The organism is Edaphobacter aggregans DSM 19364, assembly GCF_000745965.1.
Lineage (GTDB): Bacteria > Acidobacteriota > Terriglobia > Terriglobales > Acidobacteriaceae > Edaphobacter > Edaphobacter aggregans.
Genome location: NZ_JQKI01000012.1, coordinates 123413 through 146321, shown reverse-complemented (window position 1 = coordinate 146321; position 22909 = coordinate 123413). Strand labels below are relative to the sequence as shown.

Annotated in this window: 16 protein-coding genes; 5 read left to right on the top strand and 11 right to left on the bottom strand. The window is 61.5% G+C overall.

Going from position 1 to position 22909, the window contains the following annotated elements; translation table 11 throughout:
- The first annotated feature begins 51 nt into the window (after positions 1 to 51).
- Positions 52 to 657 carry a hypothetical protein gene (locus Q363_RS05595; RefSeq protein WP_157466552.1) on the top strand — a complete coding sequence of 202 codons (606 nt, stop codon included), beginning with the start codon at positions 52 to 54 and terminating at the stop codon, positions 655 to 657.
- Between the two features lie 81 nt (positions 658 to 738).
- On the opposite strand, the gene Q363_RS05590 is transcribed toward Q363_RS05595, so the two are convergent.
- The 5 genes from Q363_RS05590 to Q363_RS05575 all read right to left on the bottom strand — a co-directional run bounded on the left by Q363_RS05590 (position 739) and on the right by Q363_RS05575 (position 6032).
- Positions 739 to 2373, bottom strand: a complete 1635-nt coding sequence (locus Q363_RS05590) for a tachylectin-related carbohydrate-binding protein (RefSeq protein ID WP_035348509.1) — start codon at positions 2371 to 2373, stop codon at positions 739 to 741.
- A 132-nt stretch (positions 2374 to 2505) separates the two neighbouring features.
- A complete protein-coding gene (locus Q363_RS40185) occupies positions 2506 to 2724 on the bottom strand; it encodes a hypothetical protein (RefSeq protein ID WP_157466551.1) in 219 nt (72 codons plus the stop codon).
- Positions 2725 to 3023: 299 nt separating this feature from the next.
- A complete protein-coding gene (locus Q363_RS05585) occupies positions 3024 to 4082 on the bottom strand; it encodes a cobalamin-independent methionine synthase II family protein (protein WP_035348508.1) in 1059 nt (352 codons plus the stop codon).
- A gap of 97 nt (positions 4083 to 4179) precedes the next feature.
- Complete coding sequence (locus tag Q363_RS05580) at positions 4180 to 4929, bottom strand: LytR/AlgR family response regulator transcription factor (RefSeq protein ID WP_035348507.1); 750 nt, start codon at positions 4927 to 4929, stop codon at positions 4180 to 4182.
- 5 nt (positions 4930 to 4934) lie between these two features.
- On the bottom strand, positions 4935 to 6032 hold the full coding sequence (locus Q363_RS05575; protein ID WP_035348505.1) for a sensor histidine kinase: 1098 nt from the start codon (positions 6030 to 6032) through the stop codon (positions 4935 to 4937).
- 114 nt (positions 6033 to 6146) lie between these two features.
- Between Q363_RS05575 and Q363_RS05570 the strand changes: the two genes are divergently transcribed.
- Both Q363_RS05570 and Q363_RS05565 read left to right on the top strand, forming a co-directional pair.
- A complete protein-coding gene (locus Q363_RS05570) occupies positions 6147 to 6758 on the top strand; it encodes a cytochrome P460 family protein (RefSeq protein ID WP_035348504.1) in 612 nt (203 codons plus the stop codon).
- 193 nt (positions 6759 to 6951) lie between these two features.
- Positions 6952 to 8172 carry an L-lactate MFS transporter gene (locus Q363_RS05565; protein ID WP_035348502.1) on the top strand — a complete coding sequence of 407 codons (1221 nt, stop codon included), beginning with the start codon at positions 6952 to 6954 and terminating at the stop codon, positions 8170 to 8172.
- 280 nt (positions 8173 to 8452) lie between these two features.
- Here Q363_RS05565 and Q363_RS05560 read toward each other — a convergent pair whose 3' ends face one another.
- The 5 genes from Q363_RS05560 to Q363_RS05540 all read right to left on the bottom strand — a co-directional run bounded on the left by Q363_RS05560 (position 8453) and on the right by Q363_RS05540 (position 18864).
- On the bottom strand, positions 8453 to 9028 hold the full coding sequence (locus tag Q363_RS05560; protein WP_035348500.1) for an HdeD family acid-resistance protein: 576 nt from the start codon (positions 9026 to 9028) through the stop codon (positions 8453 to 8455).
- A 375-nt stretch (positions 9029 to 9403) separates the two neighbouring features.
- Positions 9404 to 10903 carry a M16 family metallopeptidase gene (locus Q363_RS05555; RefSeq protein WP_084080060.1) on the bottom strand — a complete coding sequence of 500 codons (1500 nt, stop codon included), beginning with the start codon at positions 10901 to 10903 and terminating at the stop codon, positions 9404 to 9406.
- Between the two features lie 8 nt (positions 10904 to 10911).
- A complete protein-coding gene (locus Q363_RS05550) occupies positions 10912 to 12447 on the bottom strand; it encodes a M16 family metallopeptidase (protein ID WP_035348498.1) in 1536 nt (511 codons plus the stop codon).
- Between the two features lie 162 nt (positions 12448 to 12609).
- Complete coding sequence (locus Q363_RS05545; RefSeq protein ID WP_035348497.1) at positions 12610 to 16149, bottom strand: outer membrane beta-barrel protein; 3540 nt, start codon at positions 16147 to 16149, stop codon at positions 12610 to 12612.
- A gap of 198 nt (positions 16150 to 16347) precedes the next feature.
- Entirely contained in the window at positions 16348 to 18864 is a 2517-nt protein-coding gene (locus Q363_RS05540) for a glycoside hydrolase family 2 TIM barrel-domain containing protein (RefSeq protein ID WP_035348496.1), read from the bottom strand.
- Positions 18865 to 19112: 248 nt separating this feature from the next.
- Here Q363_RS05540 and Q363_RS05535 point away from each other — a divergent pair, with 248 nt between their 5' ends.
- On the top strand, positions 19113 to 20285 hold the full coding sequence (locus Q363_RS05535) for an ROK family transcriptional regulator (protein WP_035348495.1): 1173 nt from the start codon (positions 19113 to 19115) through the stop codon (positions 20283 to 20285).
- 22 nt (positions 20286 to 20307) lie between these two features.
- The gene (locus Q363_RS05530) at positions 20308 to 21582 is read left to right on the top strand and encodes a glycoside hydrolase family 88/105 protein (RefSeq protein ID WP_245632053.1); all 1275 of its coding nucleotides are present in this window, start codon (positions 20308 to 20310) and stop codon (positions 21580 to 21582) included.
- Between the two features lie 65 nt (positions 21583 to 21647).
- Here Q363_RS05530 and Q363_RS05525 read toward each other — a convergent pair whose 3' ends face one another.
- Positions 21648 to 22835, bottom strand: a complete 1188-nt coding sequence (locus Q363_RS05525; protein WP_035348493.1) for an alginate lyase family protein — start codon at positions 22833 to 22835, stop codon at positions 21648 to 21650.
- Between the last annotated feature and the right edge of the window lie 74 nt (positions 22836 to 22909).

Sequence of the window (22909 nt, the reverse complement as noted above, 5' to 3'; positions counted from 1 at the left end):
GCTGGTCACTAGAGCGGAGTGTGCGTGGCTTCGCAAGGACCGGAGGTCGGGATGAGAAGAGGGATCGTTCTGGCGGGTATGTGGGTGGCGGGGTGCGCTGGCGTGTTTGCAGCGACGGATGCGCCTCCGCAGGTGGATTGGAAGACGATGCTGCCGATGGTGCAACTCGCGGTGCGCCATGCGTTTCCGATGGTGGCAGAACAGGCGCACTATCCGGCATCGATCGCGAAGACGGCGGACGTTGCGCCCGGAGTGCAGGTGGCGCTGGTGGACCTGGGCATGGGCGGGTACACGGAAGAGATGACGGTGGTGCGGCTGGAGGGAGAGACTCCTGTGGCCGCGCGGTTCAAGGGGAGGGACGAGAAGATTGTGCCGATGACGTTTCTCTCGGGGACAGAGGAGGGCAAGGGAGGTTCGGTGGAGCTGGTGCCGAAGGACCACGTGGTGTTTGCCGGACACTGGGAGACGAAGAAGAAGAAGAAGCTGAAGTGCGGGGGCGAGGCGTACCGGTGGGACGATACGGCGAAGAACTTCGAGTATGAGAAGAAGCTGACGAAGTCGATGTCGAAGGAGTTCTGTGCGAAGGTGGCTGCGAGACCTGCGGTGGCTGCGCCTGCGGTGCCGGCTGCGGCGGCCGCAGCTCCGGCGTCGAATTAGGAAGAGCGGATCGCGCTGTCGCACGAATGTCCCACTCATGCATGAGACCGCATGAGTGGGCACCGAGTTGGATGAGTGGTTCTATGCCCGGACGGCGTAGATGACTCCGGGGTCGCCTCCGAAGAGGAACTTCATCGTTTGCCATCCTCCCTGTCCGATGACGGAGGGTGTGTTGACGTCGCCGGTTCCGTTGCGCGTGTTGTCGCGGTAGAAGAGGAGCTGGCCCTGCTGGTTGACGGCGTAGATGATTCCGTCGCCGCCGTAGAAGAGGTGCCGGAACTGCTGCCATCCTCCCTGGCCGATGATGGAGGGCGTGTTAACGTCGCCGGTTCCGTTGCGTGTGTTGTCGCGGTAGAAGAGGAGCTGGCCTTGCTGGTTGACGGCGTAGAGGATGCCGTCGCCGCCGTAGAAGAGATGGCGGAACTGCTGCCATCCTCCCTGGCCGATGATGGAGGGGGTGTTGACGTCGCCGGTTCCGTTGCGTGTGTTGTCGCGGTAGAAGAGGAGCTGGCCCTGCTGGTTGACGGCGTAGATGACGCCGGGGTCGCCGGAGAAGAGGAAGCGCATGGACTGCCATCCTCCCTGGCCGATGATGGAGGGTGTGTTGACGTCGCCGGTGCCGTTGCGGTTGTTGTCGCGATAGAAGAGGAGCTGGCCCTGCGGATTGACAGCGTAGAGGATGCCGTCGCCGCCGTAGAAGAGACGAAGGAACTGCGTCCATCCGCCGAGGCCGATCACTCCGGGCGTGTTGACGTCGCCGGTTCCGTTGCGAGTGTTGTCACGATAGAAGAGGAGCTGTCCGCTTGAGAAGGGAGCGTTGCGGTCGTCGATGGTGACGAAGAATCCACCGGGGAGAGCGCCGAGTACGCTGACGGCGACGTTGGTGGGGGAGACGATGGCTTGCCCGGGCTTGAGTGCTGTGGCGGTGAGGAGCTTGACCGGAGGAGTTCCGTTCTGCGGGTGGCCGAGAGGATCGTTGGTCAGGACCTGGTAGACGATGACGCCTTCGCCGGGGATGCCGGCGTCGAACTCATCGACCTTCTGGCGCGCTTCGACCATGAGGTACGGGACGTTTGCGCCGATCTGTACGGCCGACGATCGGCCGGACGGAGGCGGCTGAACGAGCCCGATGGAGTGCAGGGAGTAAGCGTTGGCCCGGCCGGAGTGCGGCGTGATGGCGGAGGCGTCGAGCCACTGGACTGCTCTCTTGGTGTAAGCGGAAGGATGGGTGCCGCAGGCGCAGGCCATTTCGTCGTAGGTTCCCATGTTGCCGCCGAAGGGGTAGAGATCGCCGAAGCCGGTGAGGGAGTGCATGGTCTCCATGGCCCAGACGCCGACCTGTTCGAGCATGACGAAGCGGCACCAGAAACCGCGGGTTGTGCCTGCGCCGGGACCGCCGAGCATGACGATTGCCGCGGCGTCGAAGCCCTCATCGCGGAGTTGATCGCCCATGGCGCCTTCGAGGATGTCGGGCGGCACGTCCTGCTGGTCGACGGTCTGCATGGGCAGCACGGCGGCGTCGAGATCGGCGCGGCCGGAGGACGCGGCCACGATGTAGGCACGGAGAGAGCGATCGATGCCGGTCCTTGGATCGGGGTCGAAGAAGACTCGCTGCTGAATGGCGCTGGGCCAATCAGGAGGGATCAGGTCGGGTGGATGAGCGTTGGGGCGATAGAGCGGAATGAAGGCGATCTTCTTTCGTCCGATCCAGGGCATAGGAGGACCTCCCGGTTGAGATAAGAATTCTGAACGGAGCCCAGAGGGAGTGACCGGGAGACTATAGGCCTCGTGCTTGAGGAGAGGCAAACAGGGCAGGTGATGCTGTCGTTCTTTCAAGCGTGAAGACGACTATGTGATGTTGAAGCCGGGGTGGCCTGCTCTCTCTGACGGCGGAGCAGGCGATTGGCCGCCGAACGTGATTCCGGGGGCGAGGAACTGCTGCGGGTCGCGAACCCGTGGAGCTTCGCGAACGTCGATGCTGCGAAGGTCGAGGAGGTAGCGCTGATCGTCGGGCAGAGCCTGGGCGATGCGTTCGCGATCCTGCTGGCCGCTGGGTGAGCGATGCACGGAGCCAGCCGCGGCCCATGGGGAGTACCTCCGGATCAGATGTGCCTCCGAACAAAGGCCCGTATGGGAAGAGAGATCGCAAGCGCCATGAGAGATAGGGCCGTGGCTGCGACGATCATGCAAGGCAGGCAGGGCTCTCGGAGACTCATGAATCGCTCTCCCGCGTCTGTGGGATTATGTGCCTATTTGGGGAGGAATGCAATGCGAGAGACGTGTGTCTATAAAATAGCGGGTCGCACTTCCTTGCGATGCCCACTTAGCGGCGGTAGAGCCGTGGGAGTCGTGCTGCAAGAGCTGGATTAGAGGCCCAATTCGCGGGCTGCGAGGGCCGTGCCCTTGACTCGTGCGTCGATCTTGGCAAAGGCGGTATCACGTGCTGTCGAGGTGTCGTCGGCGAAGGGAGCGAAGCCGCAGTCATCCGTCGATCCGAGTTGCTCGACGGGAAGCAGGGATGCGGTTTCGAGAATCCTGTACTTCACAAGAGCGGGTGTTTCGATGAGAGCGTTGATGGGGTCGATGACGCCGATGAAGACGAACTGATCGGGTTTGAGTACGCGGCGTACGGTGAGCAACGCGCGTTCGCGATTCGCTTCGCTTGCCATCTGAAGGTAGAAGCGGCCAGCGTTCATCTGAAAGAGGTCGGGGAGGAGGGTGGTGTAGTCGACGTCGGCACTGTGGGTGGAGTCGCGGTCGCCACCGGGGCAGGCGTGGACGCCGATGCGCTGGCGCTGAGCTGGAGTGAAGCGATCGAGGACCTGATTGTTGATGTCGATGAAGCTGCGGAGAAGACCGCCGGAGGGATCGAGCTTGAGCGAGAGCCGGCCTTCGGTGAAGTCGATCTGGACGGAGTCGGCGCCGGCGTCGAGCGCAGTGCGGATGTCGGTTTCGGCTTCGTTGAGGAGGTCGGCGAGGAAGGCTTCGCGCGGATAGCCGGGGATGGGATCGGAGGGATAGAGGAGGCTGAGCGCGGATGCCGAGATGACGGCTTGCTTGAGCGGGCGAGTGGTGAGGGTGCGCGCGCGTGTGAAGTAGGAGGCGGCATACACGGCGTAGCGGAAGGGGCCGGAGGTCAGGCGCGGGAGCTGGCGGGTGTGCCCGTCGGCGAAGGGGATGACGACTCCATCGAGTGCGAGGTTGGTGAGGCCGGAGAGCGGGTAGGTGGCGAAGCTGGGCTTGGTCTGCTCGCCGTCGGTGATGACGGGGGAGCCGGTCTGCTCTAGGCGCTGGATGGTGTCGCGGAGGGCGTCGTCGTAGGCGCGGTCGAGCTGCTCGCGGGTGATTTGGCCGGATTGGAAGGCGGCGATGGCCTGGAGCAGGGAGGCGGGACGAGGGATGCTGCCGATGGGTTCGGTTTGCATGCGGTGAAGTTTAGCGGGGCGAGGTGGGGTTGGTCATCCATCGGAAGGTGGAGGTGGGGTGGGTTTGGTTCGGCGGTTCGACTTCGCAATACCCGTCCTAAGGCGCACAGGTATTGCGGATTCCCATGCGGTCTTCGAGCTGCCGGCGGTAGCTGCGGCTGAGGCGCAGGCGGATGTCGTTGTGCAGTACGACGTCGTAGCCGCCGTCTTCGGTGACGCTGAGGCCGGCGATGCGGTCGAGATTGACGATGGTGGAGCGATGGATGCGGCAGAAGGCAGAGGGGTCAAGGTCCTGCTCGAGATCGACGATGCTGCGGCGGAGCATGTGGGTTCGCTGTCCGACGTGGAGGCAGGCGTAGTAGTCGGCGGCTTCGATCCAGTCGATCTCGGAGAGCTTGAGGAAGACGATCTGGCCGGCGCTCTTGATGGTGAGGCGCTCGAGTCTTCGCGGGGCGTCGCGGCTTACCGCGATCTTTTGACGGGCGCGTTCGAGTGCGAGAGCAAAGCGCGCGTCGTCGAAGGGCTTGAGGAGGTAGTCGAGCGCTCCGGCCTCGAAGGCGCGCAGAGCGTATTGATCGTACGCCGTGGTGAAGATGATGGCGGGCGGGAGATCTTTGCCGAGCAGCTCGAGCACATCGAAGCCGTCGCACTCGGGCATCTGGACGTCGAGGAAGAGGAGGTCGGGCTTTGCCCTGCGGATGACGGCGGGGGCTTCGACGCCGGAGCCGCACTCGGCCGCGATGTCGATGGTGGGATCGCGGCGGAGGAGGACGGCGAGGTTGCTTCGGGCGAGAGGCTCGTCGTCGACGATGACGGTGGTGATCTTCGGGGAGCGAGCGTCGGTCACGATGGCTACTCCTTGAAGGGAACGGAGACGGAGACCTGAACTCCGCCTGGCGGCTGGTTCTGCATGGTGAACTCGAAGTTGTCCCCGTAGAGGCTCTCGAGGCGGGTGCGGATGTTGGAGATGCCGATTCCGGTGGAGACGTTGGTGCCGTTGGCGGGCAGGCTGGGGCCGTCGTTGTAGACGCTGAGGGTGAGCTTGTCGTTGCCGCGGGAGGCGAGGATGCGAATGGCTCCTCCGTGCGCGCGCCTGGCGATGCCGTGCTTGATGGCGTTTTCGACCATGGGTTGAAGGATGAGGGTGGGGACCTGGGCGAGGAGGAGATCGTCGGGGACCTCGATGCTGCAGTGGAGGCGATCGACGAAGCGGACCTTCTGGATGTCGAGATACTTGCGCGCGAAGTCGAGCTCTTCGCTGAGGGGGACGTGGTGGAGGCTGGAATCTTTGAGGACGCGGCGCATGAAGTCGCTGAGCTCGACGATCATGCTGACGGCGTCGTCGTTGCGCCGCTCACGGACGAGGCCGGCGATGGAGTTGAGGGTGTTGAAGAGGAAGTGTGGCTCGATCTGGTGGCGGAGCGCGCTGAGCTGGGCCTTGACGAGCTGCTCGTTGAGGCGCGCTGTCTCAGTCTGCTGGCGGGCGAGTCGTTCGCGGGAGTCGAGAAGGTAGCCGACGAGAAGGAGAGTTGTGTAGAGGATGGCGCAGGCGAGGAGACCGTTGTAGAACGTCCTGGACTGGATCTGAAGGAAGGTGCCGGGGCCGGGCATCTTGGCCCAGGGATTGAGGAGGACTTCGAGCGCGGCGGTCCATGTGGAGAAGGCGAGGCCGATCGAGACGCCGGCGAGGATGTGGCGAACCCATGTGGAGAGAGGTCGGAGCTTCGTGGGAGGATAGCGGCGGGCGAGGCGAAGGACGAGTGGCGTAGCCAGGGCCCATGGCAGCCACGAGACAAGCAGGTAGAAGTAGAGCCGGCCCCAGTAATGGTGCATGCCCTCAGCGCGCATGACGAAGACGTTCTCGGTGGCGTCGAAGAGGCCGACGGCGGACCAGATGGTGACGACCCAGAGCCACTGCGGGGGTTGCGTGCGTGCGGGGGATGCGTCCATAGGAAGGATCGTATTCTACGACCCGGCGTGAATCGCAAACAATGCAGCGAATCGACGGATTGATGCAGCGAGCGGTCTGGATGTGTTGGAGGCATCGGCGCCATACTTGGCGGCATGATCAGCAAATTGATTGTCGGCTTGCTTAGCATGGCGTCGGTGGCAGCTCCAACACTTGTCCGGGAGTATGGGGAGAAGGTACCAGCAGTTGCGCCTGAGTACACGAGCGACGGACAGATGAAGGTGCCGGAGCACTATCGCGAGTGGGTGTACCTGAGTACGGGATTCGATATGAGCTACAACCCGGGGGCGCAGGCAGGTCACCACATGTTCGATAACGTGTTTGTGAACCCCGAGGCGTACCGGGTGTTTCTGGAGACGGGCACGTGGCCGGACAAGACAGTGATGGTGCTGGAGGGTCGCAAGGCCGAGGGGCGCGGGTCGATCAACCAGAGAGGCAACTACCAGTCGACCGGTGTGATGGGGCTGGAGGTGCACGTCAAGGACGAGGCGCGGTTCCAGGGCAAGTGGGCGTTCTTCGGGTTCGACGGCGGGAAGACGGCGAAGATGATTCCGACGACGGTGGACTGCTACAGCTGTCACAGCGAGCATGCCGCCGTCGATACGACGTTCGTTCAGTTTTATCCGACGCTGCTGCCGGTGGCGAAGAGCAAGGGGACTCTGTCTGCGGCGTATCTTAAGGAGATGGATGTGTCGCCGCAGAAGTAATTTGGTGTCAAGGTATTACGGTTACGCGAAAAATTCATGGATAAAAATCAAAGTTGAAGAGTCTAACAAAGGGTCGTATCGAATTGTCGGACTTTTCGCAGAGCATTACAGCATGGCGCGTCATAAAATACGTCTCGAACAAGCGGCAGTCCGCCCCACCCTCCGCATCACCAAACATCAGGAGTCATAGAAAGTGAAGTCAAGTCGTTGGGGCATTGCCCTTGCTGGTATTGTTTTGCAGATCGTGCTCGGTTCCGTTTATGCATGGAGCGTTTTTCGGGCGCCGCTTACGAAGCAGTTTCATTGGACTATTTCTCAAGTAACTCTGACGTTCACCATCAGCATCGTTGTGCTCGGCATCGCGGCATTGTTCGGTGGGTTGTGGCTGAATAAGTCAGGACCGCGTGTCGTCGGAGTAACGGGAGCCCTGCTGTATGGCGCGGGAACGATCCTGGCCAGTTTTTCCGGCGACCGCTTGTGGTGGCTTTACCTGAGTTATGGTCTTATCGGCGGCATCGGACTTGGTTTTGCCTATATTGTTCCGGTGGCGGTGCTGGTGAAGTGGTTTCCCGACCGGAGAGGTTTGATCACCGGAATCGCTGTAGGTGGGTTTGGCTTAGGTGCTCTTGTCACTGCTCCTGTGGCAACGCGCCTGATTCAGTCTGTCGGCGTGCTGCAGACCTTCGCTTATCTGGGGATCGCATACACGGTCCTGGGCGTAGCGACTGCCTTCTTCATGAAGAATCCTCCGACTGGATGGCGTCCTGCGGGCTGGACGCCTTCTGCGAAGGAGACTAGTCAGCGTGCAGCAGTGGATTACACGCTCGGCGAGGCTCTGCGCACGTGGCAATGGTGGGCGCTCTGGGCCATTCTCTTCCTGAACAGTTCCGCTGGCATCTCCGTGATCTCTCAGGAGTCTCCGATCTTTCAGGAACTGGCGAAGGTTACGGTGATCGTTGCTGCCGGCATGGTAGGAATCGTCAGTATCGGGAACGCTGCCGGACGAGTGGTTTGGGCATGGGTGTCCGATCTGATCACTCGCCGCCAGGCTTTCGTCCTGATGTTCCTGATGCAGGCCGTGCTCTTCTGGGTTCTTACCAGCATTACCTCCGCGGCACTTCTGACGGTTGCGTGCTTCGTTGTCCTGATGTGCTATGGCGGCGGCTTCGGAACCATGCCTGCCTTTACGGCAGATTACTTCGGCTCGAAAAATGTCGGACCTATCTATGGGCTCATGCTCACAGCGTGGGGCGCGGCGAGCGCTTTCGGACCGCTGCTGGTTGCTCACATGCGGCAGACGACGGGAAACTACCGGGAGGGCTTCCATGTGCTGAGCGCCATCGTCCTTGTTTCTACGGTGATTCCCGTCGTGATTCGTCCGCGCGCCGGCACAGCTTTAGAGAGGCTGTCATGAGGTTAGATTGAGGAAGTGGAATATCAAGCGACGATGAAGCCGTCGCGAAGATGGGCACCCGTTGCTGCGAGGGACTCAGACGTGGGGCACCCGTCCGAAGAGCAGGGAACTCTGTCTTTGGCGTATCTGAAGGAGATGGATGTGGCGCAGCAGAAGTAGGAGAGACGACCTTCTGCCAGATGCAGGCGAACGAAAGAAACGGATCGCGCTTCGCGCGATTGCCCACTCATGCGATGAAGCCGCGTGAATGGGGCACAGGCGACTAGCTCACTTGATTGCGCTACGCGGGCCGAGTGAAGCGCTGCACGGTGGCTGCGCCGCTCCGAATCCTGCCTGCGATCATGATCCGGGTGATTCCACTAATCAGCACAGCTAGGCCAATGAGCGTACCGATTGCCCAGGTGGAACTGGCCGGCCACTTCGCGAGAATCAGGAATCCCAACAGCAGGCTGCCCAGGCCATCTGCGAGAAACCATCCCCAACCATCGATTGGTTTCACCTGGAAGGCAATCACGATGAGCACGATTGCCTGTACGATCAGAAACGTTCCGAGAACTCCCGTCAAAGCTGCCACGCCTTCAATGGGAAAGAGCGCCAGAACGAGACCGCAGATTGCAAAGAGCACGGCGGAAAGAAGTTTCAGGAAAAACTTTCCGACCGTGTGCGAATGAAGGGCAAAGATAACCTGGGCGATACCGACAAGGATCAATACCCATCCCAACAACACGGCCGTAATCGTTGCTGCGGCGAAGGGGTAGGCGATCAGAAGTAGTCCCAGAGCTGCGATCAGGAAGCCCATGAACATGGTCCAGGTAGAATGCTTTTTCACTTCTCCAGATAGGGTGTCTTCGGCCATTTGATCCTCCTAAATCACACATGATGGATAAGGGGAGTCCTCCCGACCCTCCCCCGCTTAAATGAGGCGACTTACTTCGCCATATTCCTTTTTTCACTGTGATTCGCAGTTGCGACCGCTTTCGAAGCTAAAAGGACGTGCCTTAGAGATTTCTGGGGGGCATCGAACAGCAATTCTGCAAAGAGCTCGAGTGCCAGGATTATATACCCCGGCGGAATTCCTTGCAATCGCTGTAACGCGAGGGGCGGCGAGGGTATGAGGCTCGTGCGCGATCAGATGTGGGGCACCAGTTCGAGCAATCTACTCCCACCCTTCGCGATGAAGCTGCGAAGGATGGGGCACCAGAGTGTTTTGGGTTGGGGATTGGCGAGGAGGCTATTGGCCTGACTTGGTGGGCGGTGGTGGGATGGTGATGTCGATCTCGGTGACCTTGCCCAGTTCGGAGATTGGTGGCTTGATCTCGGACTGGTTGCCTACGACGACGATGCCCAGCTTGGACTGGTCGACGTACTTGTTGGCTACACGGGAGACCTCGGCGGCGGTGACCTTTTCGATGCCTTCCTTGTACTTCTCGAGGAAGTCGGCGGGGTAGCCGTAGAAGGCGAGGGTGACCTGCTCGGCGAGGATCTTCTCCGGTGAGTCGTAGCGGAAGATGAAGGAGTTGAGGAGGTCGTCCTTGGCCTTGGCGAGTTCGGAGGCGGAGGGCGGGACGGTCTTGAGGCGGTTGACCTCGTCGAGCATTGCCTTGGTGGCGGCGACGGTGGAGGTGCTCTTGGTGCCGGCGATGACGTAGAAGATGCCGGGGTGGTCGTAGGAGGCTCCGAATGCGCCGCTGACATCGTAGGCGAGGCCGAGTTTGGTGCGGACGTTTTGGACGACGCGCGAGCTGAAGCCTCCGGAGAAGATCTCGTTCATGACGGAGAGCGCGTAGTAGTCGGGGTTGGAGCGTTCGGTGCCGAGGCCGACGATCAAAACGTTGGACTGATTGACGTCGTCTTTGTTGGCGAAGCGGACGCCGGGTTTGGGGTCGGTGAAGGTGAACTTCTCCTGGGCGATGACCTGGCCGCGGGGGAGGGGTTCGAAGGCGGCGCGGAGCTTCTGTTCCATCTGTGCGGAGTCGAAGTCCCCGGAGACGGAGACGATCATGCCGTTGGGGACGACGGTGCGGTCGTGCCAGGCCTTCAGGTCGTCGAGGGTGACGGCGGCGACGGTGGCGTACTCGGGATCGCGCGCGTAGGGGCTGGTGGGGCCGTAGACGAGCTTGATGGCCTCGCGGATGGCGATGCCGCTGGCGTCGTCGTTGCGGCGGGAGATGGCGGTGTCGAGCTGGCGCTTGGCTAGAGCGAGCTTGTCGTCCTTGAAGGCGGGGTGGAGGAGGAGATCGACGGTGGAGGCGAAGACGGAGTCGAAGTCGCCCTTGAGCGAGGACCAGCGGAGAGAGGTATTGGCGGAGCCTCCGGTGGTCTCGATGCTGGCAGCTTTGATCTCGAGCCGATCGTCGAGCTTGTCGCCGTCGACGGTGGGGGTTCCGCTGGTGCGCCAGGTCTGGCCGTACATGGAGACGAGGCCGACCTTGTCAGCCGGCTCCTCGCGGCTGCCTCCGCGGATGAGGATGGAGCCGTTGATGAAGGGAAGCTCGTGGTCTTCCTGGAGGAAGAGGACGAGGCCGTTGGAGAGCTCGATGCGTTTGGGCTGCTGCGGCCTGAAGGCGTGGAGCGGAGGAATGGGGATCTTCTTCCAAGGCTCGGAGGGTGTGGCTGCTTGCTTTGCGGGCGTGGGCTTTGCGGGAGCCGGTGCGGCCTGCGCGAGGGCGAGCGAGGGAGAGACGGCGAGGGCGAGGAGAGTGGCAGCGATGGGCAGGCGATACAGGCTCATGGGATTGTTCACTCCGCACCTCCCTGGTTCTTTGCGGCGGGTTTCTGGGGCGCGACGAACTCGATGCGCGCGCTGGTGCGGTTGCTGTCGAGGAAGATCTTGTTGGCGACGCGGCGGATGTCGGCCTTGTTGACGGCATCGATCTTGTCGAGATCGCGGAAGAGCTGGCGCCAGTCGCCGTAGCGGGTCTGGTACTCGGCGAGCTGGTGGGCGAGGCCGTCGTTGTCGTCGAGGCCGCGGAGGAGTTCGGCGCGGGCGCGGGTCTTGAAGCGAGTGAGCTCGTCGTCGGAGACGTCCTCGTTCTTCAGGCGGTCGAGCTCCTTGTGGATGGAGGTGCGGACCTCGTCGGGCGTGTGGCCGGGGAGCGGGACGGCGTAGAAGGCGAAGAGGCCGGGGAACTTGTAACCGGGAAAGCCGGAGAAGCCCTCGGCGGCGGCGGCGATGCGCTGGTCGCGGACGAGTGAGCGGTAGAGGCGCGCGGTGCGGCCGTTCGAGAAGATGTCGGTGATGGCGTCGTAGACGGAGTCGTCGGGGTCGAGGTAGTTGGGACGGTGGTAGCCCTCGATGTAGAAGGGCTGGGTGGCCTCTTTGATGACCACGGACTTTTCAGCGAACTGCGGAGGCTCGACGGTCGTCATGGGAGTCGGCTTGGGACCGCCGGCGGGGATCTTCGAGAAGTAGCGCTCGAGGACGGGCATGGCCTCGGAGACTTTGACGTCGCCGACGACGGCGATGACGATGTTCGAGGGGACGTAGTACTGCTTGTGGAAGGCCTCGGCCTCGGTGGCGGAAACCTGGGAGATCTCGCTCTCCCAGCCGACGCCGGGGATGCGGTAGGAGTGGGCGGTGTAGGCGGCGGCGAGGAACTGCTCGACCATACGACCCACGGGGGAAGAGTCGACGCGCATGCGTCGCTCTTCCTGGACGACGTCGCGCTCCTTGTAGAATTCGCGCTGGACTGGATAGGCGATGCGCTGGCTTTCGAGATAGGCCCAGAGCTCCAGACGGTTGGAGGGCATGGACCAGAAGTACTGGGTGGAGTCTTCGCTGGTGGAGGCGTTGATGCCGGTGGCTCCGTTCTGCTCAGCGATCTCGGAGAACTGGTTGGGGATGACGTACTTCTGTGCGGCCTCCTGGGCGTCCTCGAAGGCCTTCTTGAGCTGGGCAAGTTTGGCGGGGTCCTGGCCGACGCGCTTGCGATACTCGGCGTCGTAGGCGGCGTAGGCCTGCTCGACCTTTTCGAGAGCGAGCTTTTCGGCGGGGTAGTTTGTGGTGCCGATCTCGCGAGTGCCCTTGAAGGCCATGTGCTCGAACATGTGGGCGAGGCCGCTGTCACCTTGGGGGTCGTTGGCGGAGCCGGAGTCGACGAGGGTGTAGAAGCTGAAGACGGGAGCCTCGGGGCGCTCGCAGACGATGAGCGTGAGGCCGTTGGGCAGGACCTTCACGTGGGTCCGCTTCTCGAAGCTGGCGAGGTCCTGGGCGCGGGCCGCGCTCGAGAGGGCGAGACCGAGGGTGAGGGTTAGAAGCACACGCTGGACGCGCACGAAGGAGACCTCCTGAGAAGTACAGCCGGAAGATTTAATATACCGGAGCGAAGCCGGCATCTTTGTTCGACGCAGGCGGGGAAGAATCGATGCGTCTCTTAAAGAGAAAACTCCCGGGCATCGGTGTGAGCCGATGTCCCGGGAGGAGAGGGAAGTACGTTGTTAGAAGAGGATTCGGCCGCCGACCTGAATGACGCGCTGGCCGCCGCCACTTCCATTGATCTGACCGTAGGTCGAGCTGTTGATGGACGCTGAGGGTCCGCCGAGGTTGACGAAGTTGAAGACGTTGGAGAACTCACCGCGGAGCTGGAACTTCAGCTGCTCGTAGATGGAGAAGGAACGGAACAGCGACGCATCCACGTTCTTATAACCGGGTACGTCGAGCTGTGCCGGCCGCTCATTTCCGAGCAGGCCGAGAGGTCCAACGCCGGAACAGCCCGCATCAACACCTGGACGACAGTAGGCCGAGGTGTCGAACCACAGCTTCCTTTCGGCCGTACGCGAGTTGCTGGGCAGCGTGTGAGGCTGCTTGCCAGAAAGAATGCTCGGACGGTTGTTGCCCAGACCCGAGAAGTAGTTGTCGTTTCCGGTGGTCACGGTGAAGGGCTGGCCGCTGTTTGCCGTCCAGATTCCCGTGACCGTCCATCCGTTAAGAGCCGTGCGGACAAAACGATTGTAGCGGTCGAAATAGTCCGGCTTCCAGACAAAGGACATGGTCATCATGTGACGACGGTCCTGGTCAGAACGCTGGCGGTACTCGAGCTGCGGATAGTTGGCATCGACGAAGGTTCCATTGAGGCCGCCTGTGGAGTCAAGAGTGTTGCTCTGAAGCGTCTTGCTCCACGTGTAGTAGCCGCGGGCACTGATGTGGTGGGTAATACGCTGCTCGAGTACAACTTGCAGACCGTTGTAGTTGGAGTTCTGGTTAGAGCGAATGATCCAGACGTTCGAGTAGATGGGGCTGGCCGCCGAGTTTCCGAACATGGAGTTCAGTGGGCGACGGTTGTTGATCGTTCCGCTTGTATTGGCATAACCGCAGCCTTTGGTCGTGTCGGGCGTTTTGGTTCCCGGGAGGAAGCACGACGGACCGGACGTACCCTGAGGGCTGACGTTGAAGATGGGACCGTTGATGTCGTTATAGAGTGGCGTCTTTCGGTTGAGTGAACCTACGTAGTAGGCACTGAATGCCAGGCTGTTGGTGAGTTGCTGCTGGATCCCGAAGTTGAGCTGGATAGAGTATGGCCAGCGATAGTTCGGATCAAAGGCCACGACCTGATTCAACGGAAGAAAGGTCGCCGTCTTGCTCTTATAGTCGAACGCCAGCTGTGGATAGGGATTGGTTCCGGTGGGGAACTCAGTCGGGTCATTCGAGTAAGGATGTGTCAGTGACTGGACCTTCGTGTATCCGCTATTACGAACAGCGTAAGGAGCGAAGTTGGAAGGGAACTCCCACTGATTTCCGGAGATACCGCCGAAGAAGAGGCCGGCAGCTCCGTGAAGGACAGTCTTGCCGTTGCCGTAGGGATCATATGCGAAACCTAAGCGCGGCGAGGCGTGATTGAGAGGTGTAAAGACGCCGCCCTTCGGAACACCGGGGTCACCGGGGAAGAGCATGCCGAGAGGAGCAAGGGTCTTGTTGGTTCCGATGACGGAGGCCGTGAAGGCATGCGACTGAACACCAGGAGTGAAGTTCGTCTGCATGCGCTTGTTGTCGGTGGGTGCCTGCTGCCAGTCGTAGCGGATGCCCAGGTTGAGAGTCAGCTTCGGGGTGATGCGCCAGTCATCCTGTGCAAAGGCTGCGAAGAGGAGCCAGTTCGCATTGGCATAGAGCCCGGTATCCTGACCCATGCTGGCGGGTACGCCGAGAATGAAGTCCGAAAGACCGTTCGTGGAACGGGCGAAGCTGCTGCCGTTGGTGGTGTTGAAGCTGAACGTGCCGTAGTTGTTGAGCGAGGTGAGCTGGAAGTCCTTTTCGAGGCCAGCCTCACCACCGAAGTAAAGTGTGTGACGGCCACGAGTGGTACTGAGGACGTCGCGAACACCGTAGACGTTAGCGCCGGCCTTAGGACCAGTGATGGCCTGCGCCAGGGTGAAGCCCTCAACGCCGCCTACGCTGATATTGGGAAGAGATGGAGCGCCGACGACACCGAAGTCCGAGCCGAAGTCGGCGAGGGTCTTCTTGGTGGGGTCGCCGGATACGGGATTACGACCGCCGTTCTGACGGGTGTAATTGACCCAGAACTGGTTGACGGTACGTCCGCTGACGGTCCATACGTCGCTGATGTTGGCGTTCTGCTGCTTGTTGGCGTAGTTGGAAGAGGACCACTTCTGCGTAAAGCCGCCGAGGTTGATACGGGTGCTGTAGTTCAGAAGGAAGTAGCTGAGTGTGAGCCGGTGAGATGAGGTTATCTGGTGATCGGTCTTGATCAGGTACTCTTCGTTCTGCTCGGGCGTCGGCTCGAGAATGCGATAGGTGTACGGTGTATCGCCGGAACGGAAGGGCTGTTTGGGAATCTGGGTGACTGCCGACTTTACATACTTAATGATGTTGACCGCGGTGGGATCGAGACGCGAGGCGGGAATGATGTTGCCTGGGAAGGGGTTTCCGGTCTTGGGATCGCAGACGAGGAACTTGATGTTGGTATTGTCCGCAGCAGTAGGAGCCTGGTTGCAGCGCGTGATATCGCTGGGCAGATTCTCAGAGAAGTTGCCCGCGATCTGGGCATCGCTTGGAAGGTTTCCGCTGTTGGTTGCAACTGTTCTGAAGCGATACCCGCCGAAGCTGCCGAAGAAGAAGTCTCTGTCGCGACGGATGGGCCCACCGAGGGTAGCGCCAAAACGATGGAGATTGTATGCGTTTGGAGGAGCGCCACCGGTGTTAAAGCCTCCGGAGTTGAAATTTCTATCGCGGAAGAACTCGAAGGCCGACCCATGGAAGCCGTTGGTTCCACTCTTCGTGACGATGCTGACGACGCCAGCAGAGTACTTCCCGAGCTGAGCGCTGTAGTTATTGGTAACGACGTTGAATTGGCTGACTGCGTCGGGATTGGGGACCTGGTTACCCGAGTTGCGGAGGCCGGTCATGTTAAGGCCGCCATCGAGGTAGTAAGAGACCTGTCCGACGAAGCCGTCGGTCGATCCGTTGATGAGAACCTTGATTTCCTGATAGCCGAGGTTGTTGATGGTGTTGACGGTCTGCACACCGGGAACGAGCTGCAGCAGACGGTCGACGTTCCGGTTGACGAGGGGAAGGTTGTCGATTTCGACGTTCGAGACGGTCTGTCCGAGGGTGGAGTCACCGGTATTGACCAGGGGAACGTCAGCGACGACCTCGATCGTCTCGCCGGTGGTTCCGACCTCGAGTTGCAGGTCGAGATCGGCGTTCTGCATAACCGAGAGGCTGATGCCGGTGCGATTGAGGGTCTTGAAGCCCGGAGCGGCTACAGTGATCCGATAGGGGCCGATGGGGAGGAACTCCTCGTGATAGGAGCCGTCCGCCTTGGACTTAGCGACGCGCGTGAAGTTCGTCGCAGTTTGTAACAGTGTGATGGTCGCATTCGGGATGGCCGCGCCGGTGGAGTCGGTAATCGTACCGGCGAGCGTTGCGGTGCTGAGCTGCGCGTTGGCATCGGCAGAGAGCCCGATGGCCAGTAGCGCAAGCAGTGCAAACCGCCAGCCCCGAGAGAATAAGGCACTATTCATGTGTTGCCTCCAGAGTCAAACGTTTGTCTCGCCCCGTTGAACGAGGCTCTAACTTGATTTTTGGAATCGCTGGGAAAGATAGTTCGCGGAATGAACGATTGTCAATCGTTCATTTCGGCGAGGTTAATAAAAACGTGACCGATCTGGTCACGAATTAGAATCGTGGCCGAGATTTGTGCCACTTTCGAGGTACTGTTTTTACGCTAGCGCAAGCGAGGCGCTCGGAAGGTCCATGGCTTCGACTGCGACCAGCGACTCGCCAGAGTGCCTGCGCTCGATGGTGAAGCGGGCTCGTCCGTTGGCCAGCTCAACGACGCGGGAGCCAGTGGGAGTGCCCTGATTATCAATCAGACGCCCGTTGCCGGCCAGCGAGAATCGGACGCGAGTGCGGGCGTCGAGGCAGAGGACGCCCTGGGCATCGCAGAGCTTCGCTTCGACGGTGATCTTATCGTCGGTACGATGGAGTTCCGTTAGCGTGAACTTTGCCGGAGTGGTCCACGTCTGGGTCTGATACTGGAACTCGATCTCGTCGGTGACGGTGGTCGAACCTCTTCGCGCGACGACGCGCAGTTTGTTCGTACCTTCGACAAATGGGGTCATCCAGCGAAGGCCGGCGGCGGGGAAGTCCTGGCTGTTGCGGGTACGGGAGCCGAGAGAGGTTCCATTGAGAAAAAGCTCAGCATTTTCGCAGTTGGAGTAGACCTTGACCATCTTCTGTTCGCCGGACGCGCCCCAGCGGATGGGCCAGGAGTGGCCGTAGATGTGGGCCATAGGGACGTCGGACCAGTAGGACTGGAAGACGAAGTAGGCCTCCTTCTTCTGCATGTCGCGGGTGATGAGACCCTTCTGGTTGACGCGAGGGACGGGGTTGTCGACGCGCAGGGGCGTGGTGAAGTCTTTGAAGACCCACTGCGCGGACCCGGTGAACCAGTCGAGGGTGTCCTGAACCTTGAGGTGCCAGTCGAAGAGGTTGCAGGCGTAGGTCTCGGACCAGTCGCCGTCGCGGGAGACACGGGCCTCGCCGCCGGTCTTGAGGTAGGCCATGCCGCGCTCGTCGGTGCCGTGGCCGGTGGCGACCTGGGCGAGTGCCTTGTCGGGGTTTTCGGAGTGGCGGCCGGCGTGGCTGTCGGCACCCCACTCGGCGTGGAAGAGATGCTTGACGCGCTCGCGCTGGGTCTCGAGGGACTTTTGATACTCGGGGTAGGTTCCGCTGTACCAGCCGGCCCAGATGGAAGGGGAATAGACGTCGGGGATGTCGCGGCAGAAGTCGCAGCGGCGGATGGTGGTCATGCGCGAGGGGTCGAGTTGGTGGGAGAGGTCGCGCAGCTCGGTGAGGTAGGCGCGGATCTTCTGCTGGTCGACCTCTGGATACTCCGTGGGCCAGTCGTCCTCGTTGCCCAGGCCCCAGAGCAGGACGCTGGGGTGGTTGTAGTGCTGGGCGATCATGTTTCGCAGAGTACGGCGGCCCATCTCCTGGAAGGTCTCGTTGCCGATGCCGCCGCGGCACCAGGGGATCTCCTCCCAGACGAGGATGCCGAGGCGATCGCAGTGCTCGAGCACGCGGCGGGACTGCTGGTAGTGGGCGAGGCGGATGAAGTTGGCGCCCATATCTTTAATGAGGCGCATCTCCTGCTCGAGGAGGTCGTCGGGCATGGCGGCGGCGTAGCCGGCGTGATCCTCGTGGCGGTGTGTTCCGCGCAGGAGGAGGCGCTCGCCGTTGAGCTTGAAGGGGCCGTGCTCGACCCACTCGGTGTGGCGAATGCCGAAGGCTTCCGTGGCGGTGTATTCGCCGGCGGACGTAGTGAGAGTGATGCGGCACTGGTAGAGCTGCGGGATGGCGGGGCTCCAGAGTTGGGGCGTGCGGAGGCTGAAGGAGGTGAGGGATTTTGCCGATGTCCACGGTGTGAGGATCTGCTTTGCGGTGTGGACGGAGGCGCCCTTGGCATCGAGGAACTCGATGGCGAGGGTTACGGGCGTGGTGGTGTTGGCGGGATTGTAGAGCGAGGCGATCAGTTCGACCTCAGCCGGGGACTTCGGTGTGGCAAGAGTGGTCTTGATATGGACGGTCTCGAGCGAGACGGAGGGAACGTAGACGAGGCTGACGTGGCGATAGAGGCCGCCGTAGAGCGTGAAATCGCTCAGGTCCGAAGGTATGCGGTCGAGGTCGCGGGAGTTGTCGCAGAGGATGGCGAGCGGGATTCCGTTGGCGGGCGTCTTCTTCTTTGGATCGGGTGCGGGAGGAGGGGGAAGTTTGGCGATGGCGCCGGTGATGTCGAAGATGAACTCGTCGTAGCCGCCGACGTGCTTGCCGACGAGGGTGTCGCCGACGTAGACGGTGGTGTCCTGCCCGGCGCCCTCGAATTGGAGTAGGGTGCGGCCGTTGGGGTAGGGGTTGGCGATCGGGACGTGAGTGCGGTACCAGCCGGGGCCCCGATAGGCGGGAACGTCCGGGTCACAGCCGTCGTAGGCATTAAAGCAGTGGGGCATGGCGACTGGCTGGAAGGCGGCGACCTCCTGGGAGTGCCAGACCTCCCAGGGGCCGCCGAGCGAGCCCTGAAAGTACTCCCATCCCGCGGAGAGGCGGCAGTTTTCTGAGGCCGAGCTGCCGCCATCGGCAAGTCTTGCAAGAGATGCGCTAAGGGCCGAGCGCGAGAGAAATGAGGCGGCGGCAGCGGCGGACACGCTGCTGGCGAGGAACTGTCGGCGAGTAGGCATAGCGGGGCCAGGGCTCCAGTACAGGGGTTACTTCCGGGTAGAAGCGCCGGGCCAGCAGGACAATCTGCGACATATAATTCAGACCGTCTACAAAATGCCGGGCTTCCAGTGATATAAAGACTCTTCCTCCGCGATGTCAAGTTACGGGGAAGCGAACGAAGATCGTCAGTGGTTTAGATTTCAGCCTGCAAAATCGCTTTACCTGTGGTGCTGCAGTTCGATCGGTACGGAAAGACAGGACGCCCAAGATGCCAACACCTCCGACCCACGCATTCACGTTTACGCGAAAACAAAGTGCGTCGAACAAGACGCCTCGGCAGATCAATCGCAATCTTGTCTTCAACCTGATTCGGACGCGACAGCCGATCTCGCGGGCCGATCTGGCTCGTGTCTCGGGCTTGCAGCGGAGCACGATCTCGCTGATCGTCGAAGACCTGATTCGTGAGAGATGGGTGCTCGAGGGATCGACTGGCAGGCTTCCGCGTGGTCGGCGGCCTACGTTTCTGGAGCTGAACCATCAGCGCGCCGTGATTGCGCTGGACATTCATCCCTCGCAGACGACGGTAGCGGTGACCGATCTGGGCGGAAGGATCGTCGCGCAGAATATCGTGGCACTGCCGGACGATCCCAACAAGGCGATCACGCCGATCGTGGCGGCGATCCGCAAGCTAATTGCGAATCACGCGGACAAGGCGTTCGACGGAGTGGGCATCAGCCTTCCGGGGCGCGCCGATCCGGAGCTGAGGAAGCCGATCTTTGCGCCGAACCTGAACTGGCCGGTGCAGAGCATCAAGTCGAGGATTCATCGCGCGACCGGGCTGCGCGTGGAGATAGACAATGTTGCGAACGCCTGCGCTCTCTCCGAGGTGTGGTTCGGAGACAGCGACGGCCTACAGGATATTGTCGTGGTGAATGTGTCGGAGGGCATCGGGACGGGCATCTTCTCGAACGGCCGGCTGCTGCGCGGAGCCAATGGCATGGCGGGCGAGTTCGGCCACGTGGAGATGGAGCACGACGGTCATCCCTGCGGCTGCGGCGGGCGCGGCTGCTGGGAGACGCTGGCCTCGAACCGTGCGGGGCTGCGCTACTACCGGGAGATCAGCGGCAACGGCGCTCCGCCAAGCTTTGCCGCGCTGGTGAAGATGGCGCAGGCCGACGACAAGAACGCCACCCGCGCACTGGAAAAGATGTCCTGCTATCTGGGCAGGGGCCTGCGGATGATCGCCTCTGCGCTGGCTCCGAGCGAGATCGTGATTGTGGGCGACATTACGAGCGCCTGGCACCTGTTCGGCCCGAAGATCGAGGCCGAGCTCAAACAGAATGCCTTCTCAAAGGCTCCAAAACTGCGGCCCTCGTTTGAGGGCAACACCGCGAGGCTGCGCAGCGCAGTCGCGCTCGTCATGAACCAGGGTCTCAACTGAACTGAAAGGAAATCTGCCGTTTATGCCTCTTGCCGAACTGCGATCCCCCGCGTCGTCGGGGTCGTCGCTCTCTCTGCGTCCCTCTTTCTTGGATTTGCGTGGTCTTCGCCGGGCGAGTGCGCTTGGCCTGGTTGCTGTGAGCGCGATGGTGGGCGCCAGCACGGCTGCGTTTGCGCAGGCCGCTCCCGCTCCTGCGCATGCAAATAAGCCTGTGCCGGACTCCAAGGCTTCGGGCGATGCGCCGGATGATCCCGGACCGCTTGCCACCGACATCTCGTCCGATCTGAAGCCGAAGGCGATCCAGGCGGTGATCAAGAAGGTCGCCGACTGGCAGGTGAAGGTGGCGGAGCCGACGTTCAACCGGCTGTGGACCTATGCCGCGATGTACGACGGTCTGCTTGCTGCGTCGGATGCTACGGGCGATCCGACGTTTCGGAATGCAGTCGAGAAGTACTCTGAAGAAGAGCAGTGGCTGCTGATCGACAATCGCTTTCCGCACGCCGACGACGAGGCGATGGGCAAGTCGTATATGTATCTCTACCTGCGCGATCCGAAGGCTCAGCGCAAGCCGGTGCGGATGGCGAACACGAATGAGGTGATGGATCGCCTGGTGGCTCGTCCGGATGATCCTGCGAAGCTGGTGTGGTGGTGGTGCGATGCACTGTACATGGCTCCTCCGGTGCTGGCCCAGTTGTACAAGGCGACGGGCGACAGGAAATATCTCGACTATATGGACAAGGAGTGGTGGCAGACCTCGGCAAAGCTCTATAGCCCGACCGATCACCTCTACTTCCGCGACGAGCGCTACCTGACGCAGAAACAGGCGAACGGCAAGAGCCTCTACTGGTCGCGCGGCAATGGATGGGTTCTGGGCGGCCTGGTGAAGGTCCTGGAGATCATGCCGAAGAACTATCCGAGCCGGCCGAAGTACATCGCGCAGTTCAAGGAGATGGCCGAGGCAGTGAAGAACATCCAGGGCGAAGACGGCTTGTGGCGTTCGGGACTGCTCGATCCGGGCGCGTATGAGCTTCCGGAGGTCTCGGGCTCGGCGTTCTTTACGTACGCGATTGCGTATGGCATCAACGAGCACATCCTCGATCGCAAGACGTACCTCCCTGTTGTTGAGAAGTCGTGGAAGGGAATGTTGCAGCACGTCTACGCGGACGGACGGCTGGGCTCGATTCAGCCGGTGGATGCGCAGCCGGGCAAGTTCAAGCCCTCGTCCAGCCATGTGTACGGCGTGGGAGGCTTCCTGATGGCGGGTTATCAGATGAACCGGCTGGCGGGCGGGAAGTAGTCAGACTGCAGAACAGAGAGAGCCGATGCGATGATTTCCGGCGGCTCTCTTTCTTTGCGGAAGGTTCAGGAGATCCACAGAAGCGGCTGGCGGATGGGGAAGTTGCGAATGACCTCGGGGACGGTGGGGTCGGGGTTGAGCCGCTTCCAGACCGTGATGTACTCGGGCTTGTCATAGGCGATGCCGGAGAAGATCAGCGCCGGATTGCGGACAGGGAAGTCGTCCCAGTGCTCGACGTCGTGCTTGTAGGGCCACTTCGACTTGTCGGCGATGAAGGGAACCATGAACTCCATCATCTTCGCGAGGCCGCGGCCGTCAGGAGTTGAGAAGCTCCAGAGGCTCTCCTGCCTGTTGGAGAGGCTTTGCGCGATGCCGCAGAGCACATCCATGTCGAAGAGCGAGTAGCTGTAGGGCTTGGTTCGCGCGAGTTCGAGAGGAAGGCTGCCGTCGGGCGCGATCTGTTTGGGGACGAGCGTGGTGCGGAAGCGGTCGCGGCACCATTCCATGACCTCGGTGTTGCCGGTGAAGCGGGCGAATTCGCCGGCCTGCAGGACCCAGCAGGTTCCGTGGTTGTTCGCGGCGTCGCGCTCCTCCTGGCCGTTCTTCGAGGTGCGCATCCATTCGAGGTAGTCGGCGAACCAGCGGCGAACCTCCGCGCCGGACTTAAGCGCGCTGCCGTTGCGCAGCAGCGTGGCGGCTCGGGCGACCTCGACGAGATGCAGCGTGTCGATGATGCCGGTTCCGCGGCCTTTACTCACCCCGAAGATAGCCTGGGCGTACTGCAGGCTCGGATTCATCTTCGTGTCGGGGGCGACGAACCAGGCGCGCAGGTGTTTTTCGGCGTGATCGGAGTACTTCTTCTGCCGCGTGAGCATCCACGCCGCAGTGAGAGCAGGGACGATGAGACTAAGCCGGATCATCGCCTCGCGGTGGCCGTTGAAGTTCTGCGGATTGGATTCGCCGTCGCGGCGGATGTAGGGGCCGCCAGGGTTCTCAGGATCTGGCCACCAGTAGTCGCCCTCGGAGAAGAAATCGTGTGCGCCGCCGGGGCTGCGCTCGGAGTGCGAGGCCGTGACGGTGATGGGCTGCTCAGAGAGGTATTTGTCAGCTGCGGCGAGGATGCGGGTGCGGTCGGTGGAGGCTACCAGCTCGTAGGCTCCCTTGAGCGGTGCCGCCCAGGCATCCATGCTGCGAAGGCTGGCAGCGGTTGCGCCGGCCAGCGCACAAAACTCTCTCCGTGAGAAGGTCTTCATCTCTATCTGCTACCTCCAAGGCGCCGCTCAATGTCTCGTAGCGCTCGTCCGAATCATAACGGTTCGTGGTGCGG